Source organism: Pseudoalteromonas sp. MelDa3 (genome assembly GCF_002863625.1).
In the GTDB taxonomy this organism is placed as follows: Bacteria; Pseudomonadota; Gammaproteobacteria; order Enterobacterales; family Alteromonadaceae; genus Pseudoalteromonas; species Pseudoalteromonas arctica.
Window position 1 is genome coordinate 1 of sequence record NZ_PJBR01000153.1, and the last position, 4,800, is coordinate 4,800.

A 4,800-nucleotide genomic window follows, 5' to 3' on the forward strand; every position below is an offset into this window, starting at 1 on the left:
CTATTACAATTGCAGAAAATAGAAATAAGGTTCGCCCATTTGAACCTTTATTATCAATTGTTTTAAACTTACTTGGGCAGCAACACGATCGTGATATTGTACTTAGCTACTCCAGTGTAAAATCATATGAAATTTTAGGCTCAGAAAATCCTTATAATTATGGTGATACTTTTCATGGTGATGTTTTAACGCATGAAATATCTACTATTGATGGTTCGTTTCATCATATTATAGAGCTTCGTTCAGGCTCTGTTTTTAAAGTGACTTTTAATAAATTCAGCTGCTTGGAGCAAGTTTACACATAACAAGAACATTATACGGAATTTGCTCTTCCCCCATTTAATAGGTATCACGATTATTTTTACCATATACATTTTCAGGGTTTATTTGCATTAGCAGCCCTGAGTTATCTATCGGTTTAAACCCGTATTGTGCATAAAGCCCGTGTGCATCAGAAGTCGCTAATAAAAAGCGCCTGAGCCCTTGCAGCTCAGGGTGCTCTACTATCGTTTTAATGAGTAACTTACTCAGCCCATTTCCTTGCGAGTGCGGTGCAATAAAAACATCGGCTAAATAGGCAAAGGTTGCTTTATCGGTTACTACCCTGGCAAAGCCAACTTGTTCGTTATGAGCGCTGTAAACACCAAAGCACATTGAGTTATCAATAGCCGATTGCATCACGCTTTTAGGAATGCCTTTGGCCCAATAGCTATTAGCAATAAAGTTATAAATAACGTTAAAGTTAAGTTTGCTTTTGTCTGTGCTAATTGAGTAATCACTAGTGTTTACTGTCATACGTTAGTAGTCTTTTTTACCAATGTTTTTATAAACATTTCTATAGAACGTTCCTATAAATAGTCTTCAACGTTCTTATAGCCTATAAATAATCTTTAACGTTTTTAAGCTGTTTGTCGTGTACTTTTGAAAGCACCAACAATGAACAAATAGCCCCAAATAACGCCAGTCCCATATCTGATTGGGTATCCCACACGTAACCTTGAGTGCCTAAAAATGCCTCTGCGTTTTCGCCGCTTAACACTGCAACCCACCATTCTATTAATTCGTAAAACGCGCTAAATGCTAAACATACCGAAATAACAAAAGTGATTAACCAACCTCGACCATTTACTACTTTTTTGCGCAGTAAAATTTCGCGTGCTAGTAGTGCTGGTACAAACCCTTGAAAAAAGTGCCCTACTTTGTCGTAGTTATTACGCTCGCTACCAAATAGATTATCGAAAAAAGGAACTTCGGCGTAGGTGTAATGCCCGCCAATCATCAGCACTATGCAATGCGCTAAAATAAATGTATATAAAATAGGGGTAAGTTTAAAGTGGCTATAGGTACTTGCTAGCAGCACTAAACCAATAATTGCGGGGATAACTTCAAGCAGCCATGTAAATTGATCTTTTGGGTTAATACCAGACCAAATTAATACAATAAAAAACAGGCTCAGCCATAAATACTTCATTTAGAATCCTTTTCTAAATTGATCAAATTTACGGCATTTTACGCCTTTGAAATAAACGACGCTACCTATAGTTTGTTTTTGCGGTAATGCGATTAAACAAAGTAGGAAAAAAGCACTTAATTGTAGGCGCCCAACCACTTAAACCTTTGCCAATAATCACTTCGTCTTTTTTATTACTAATGGCACGAATCATTTTTGAAGCAGCTACGCTTACATCCATGCCATTTTCTATCGATTCTTCTGGTTTATTTTGCGCTATGCCTTGCTCGTTTAGTGAATTATGCGCAATTGCTGTTTTAATAGAGCCAGGGCAAATTGTTAAACAATGAATATTATGTTGTGCTACTTCTGCACGTAGGCAATCCATAAAACCAACAACCGCATATTTAGAACCCGAATAACCCGTTCTAAATTTTGAACCTACTTTACCTGCCACACTACTAATAGACACAATTGAGCCACTGCGTCTTGCCACCATAGTAGGTAGTACGGCTTTAGTAAGTGCAATTAAGCCAAAGTAATTAACCTCCATTAATTGGCGATACACGTTAAAGTCGTTTTCTAAAAATAAACTGCGTTGCGATACGCCGCCGTTATTAATTAAAATATCAATTGCAGGAAGCTCGCTCATTTTTGCTGTTATTGAACTCAGTACATGCTCTGGCTCGGCTAAGTCCAGCGGCACAACTAAGTGCCCTTCGCCTTTAAGCGTTGCTTTTAAATCGTTTAGTTTATCTACATTGCGCGCCGATAAAATAACGCGCGCTCCAAGCTCGGCAAATTGTATAGCAAGCTCTTTACCAATACCTGATGATGCGCCGGTGATCCACACGGTTTTATTATTATATTGCATGCGTTATCTGCCCTTTTATTGTTATTTATTAGGTTTTATAAAGGTACTTAGTAAAGTATTTTACGCCTTTGTAGGACCTGCTATTGCGTTTACTTCATCTTCTAATGTTTTGTAAAAACCCATTAAAAATAGTAGCTCAACAGTTACGTACAAAGGACCAATAATTAAACCAATTAGGTCATCTACAAACGCCGGTTTTTTACCTTCGTAATAGTGCCCAATAAACTGTAATACCCAGCCAAATACAAACACACCTACGCCAATGCTCAACCAAGGCCAAAACGCCATTGCCGCAATAGGCTGAGCACCAACAAGGAGTAAAGTGAATATCACGGCCATAATAAAGCCAAGCGAAAAGCTCAGCATAAAATAATAAACAACCGACGCTAATACAAAAAGTTGTGTACCATCAATTACTACACTACCAAGGGGTATTTGAATGCGCGCTAGTAAACACAACGCTGCAAATACAATGAGCGGAATACCAATAAAGTGCGTTAGTACATTACGTTTAGAACGATGATACAAACCATATTTACCAAGTTGCTGTTGAAGTGTTTTCATTGTTTTGCCTTTATTTTTATATATAAAACTTACTTTAGCAAAAGTAAGCACAGCAACAATGTCAGGTATCCGACATTTTTTAAATTAAACAAATGCAGAAATTATTTTACCCGGCTCATGCTCACCTTTCATATCCGTTCGCTCGCGCCCTTTTTGATACTCTTGCTCAAGCATTTTTTGAAGTTCCTCTATTTTATCAGCAATTGCGCTAGGGTCTGCGCCCTCACTTTGCTGTTCTTTAACGAGCTCTTCTATTGTCGCTTTTAGCTCGTCTATTTTGTTTTTGTTTACACCTAAGCGCTGATAAACCAGCGCTTCTTGGGCACTTTCTAAAAATGTTGGTTCTTTAGGGGCTGAGGTAATGCCTTTAGCATCACTTGTTTTTTCATTAGGAAGGACATTAGTTGCCGTAGCTTCGCTTAGACCTGCCGCTTTATTTACTGTAGGAGAGTTATAATTACTATATTGATTTTTAAAGGTTATTGTAGTCATTAGCTCAAATCCATTGTTGCGTTACATTATCTGTAGCAATTTTGGTTCCAACTAAATAAAACAGCCTCTATTTAAGCCTGTGTAGCACGCGCCTGTAACTTTTGTTTATCTAAAACAGTTATGCGTTGATACCCCAAACTAATAGCTTGTAAGCTAACAAGCTGTTGCAGTATTTGATTAATAGTTTGGCGCGTTAGGTAGGTCATATCAGCAAGTTGCTGCTGAGATAAAACAAGCGGTGTTAAGTGCTCTGTATGTTCGCTAAGCATTAAAAGTCGATTGCATACTTTTTGCTCAGCGCTTAGTAATGCGTGATCTTCCATTGAGGTAAACATTAGGCGTAACTTTTGTGCCAGCAATAAACCAAACTCTTGCCAATATTGTGGCTGTTCGTTTAATAGCTGTTCAAGCTCGCGTTGGGGCACGTAAAAAAGCACAACATCAGTTTGTGCATATACGTCATGAGTACGCAGGCCACCATCAAACAAGGTAACTTCGCCAAACCACAGTGATGAATCAATAAAGCTCAATACGGCTTCTTTGCCTTCGTTACTTACGCCACTAATACGCACCACGCCGCTAAGTACTGCATAAATTCCATCGTGCTTATCACCTCGCAAAAATAATGATTGCTGAGCTTTTAGCGAGAGCGTTTTGCCCTGCGTTAATATAAAGCTTTTTAAATAAGCGCTACGGTTTTTAAACCAATGCCCTTGCTCTATAACGTTTTGCTGCTGTGGAGTCATTATTTACTGCATTTGCTTATTAAATGGCTGTTTTTCGATAACCAATTTTTTAGGGAAATTTAAATCGGTTGCTATAACAAAATCATCGTAAGGATCATTACCCGAAAACAGTTCAGTAATTAATGTATCGTTTTTATAAACATTAACGGTTACACCACTGCCCATACCGCCTGAGTTAATAATATAATAATGATATTCGCCGTTACTAAAAAATAAAATACTCTCGCCAATACGTCCTACTTGCCTGTAGTAACTACCAAATGGTGCATCTGGTGTAGCTTCTTTTTCAAGCCCTATGTCATTAATAAGACCAAATCGATAACTAAGCGATGAGTCATCTTTTGCAACACAAACAGAAAGTACTTTATCGGTAGGCTCTAACTTGTAGGCTGTATTTTCATCTGGGTTACGCACAACTTTATGCATTATTGCGTTAATGTAGGCTGCTTCATTACTTTTACAGTGCGTAGCTAGCATACCGACGACTAAAGCGGGTTCATTTGTTTGAGCTGCTGGAGGTGTGTTTACTTTGCTATTAGAGGGTAAGTTACTTGCATTATTATTTAGCAGAGCACTATCTTGCATTGCCATACTTTGGTCGTCACAACCAAACAGTGTAAATAAGAAGAAAGAATAAAAGCTCGCTAAAAATTTAATGCGCATAATAAAATCCA

8 protein-coding genes are annotated in these 4,800 nt (G+C 37.9%); 1 reads left to right on the plus strand and 7 read right to left on the minus strand.

Annotation, left to right across the window (positions count from 1 at the left end; translation table 11 throughout):
- Positions 1-305 (plus strand): hypothetical protein (locus CXF89_RS21240; protein ID WP_121955404.1); only part of this gene is annotated, 305 nt, incomplete at its 5' end.
- Positions 306-339: 34 nt separating this feature from the next.
- On the opposite strand, the gene CXF89_RS18365 is transcribed toward CXF89_RS21240, so the two are convergent.
- From CXF89_RS18365 to CXF89_RS18395, 7 genes are all read right to left on the minus strand, one after another.
- Positions 340-795 (minus strand): GNAT family N-acetyltransferase, encoded by a 456-nt coding sequence (locus tag CXF89_RS18365; protein WP_121955405.1) that lies wholly within the window; start codon positions 793-795, stop codon positions 340-342.
- Between the two features lie 82 nt (positions 796-877).
- On the minus strand, positions 878-1,471 hold the full coding sequence (locus CXF89_RS18370) for a DUF2238 domain-containing protein (RefSeq protein WP_007583339.1): 594 nt from the start codon (positions 1,469-1,471) through the stop codon (positions 878-880).
- A 61-nt stretch (positions 1,472-1,532) separates the two neighbouring features.
- Positions 1,533-2,324, minus strand: a complete 792-nt coding sequence (locus tag CXF89_RS18375; RefSeq protein WP_121955406.1) for an SDR family oxidoreductase — start codon at positions 2,322-2,324, stop codon at positions 1,533-1,535.
- A gap of 60 nt (positions 2,325-2,384) precedes the next feature.
- A complete protein-coding gene (locus CXF89_RS18380; protein ID WP_121955407.1) occupies positions 2,385-2,888 on the minus strand; it encodes an Mpo1 family 2-hydroxy fatty acid dioxygenase in 504 nt (167 codons plus the stop codon).
- Between the two features lie 84 nt (positions 2,889-2,972).
- A complete protein-coding gene (locus tag CXF89_RS18385; protein ID WP_121955408.1) occupies positions 2,973-3,380 on the minus strand; it encodes a hypothetical protein in 408 nt (135 codons plus the stop codon).
- Positions 3,381-3,451: 71 nt separating this feature from the next.
- A complete protein-coding gene (locus CXF89_RS18390) occupies positions 3,452-4,126 on the minus strand; it encodes a Crp/Fnr family transcriptional regulator (RefSeq protein ID WP_121955409.1) in 675 nt (224 codons plus the stop codon).
- Between the two features lie 3 nt (positions 4,127-4,129).
- Positions 4,130-4,800: hypothetical protein (locus CXF89_RS18395; protein ID WP_257983246.1), on the minus strand; the 671-nt coding region annotated here is incomplete at its 5' end.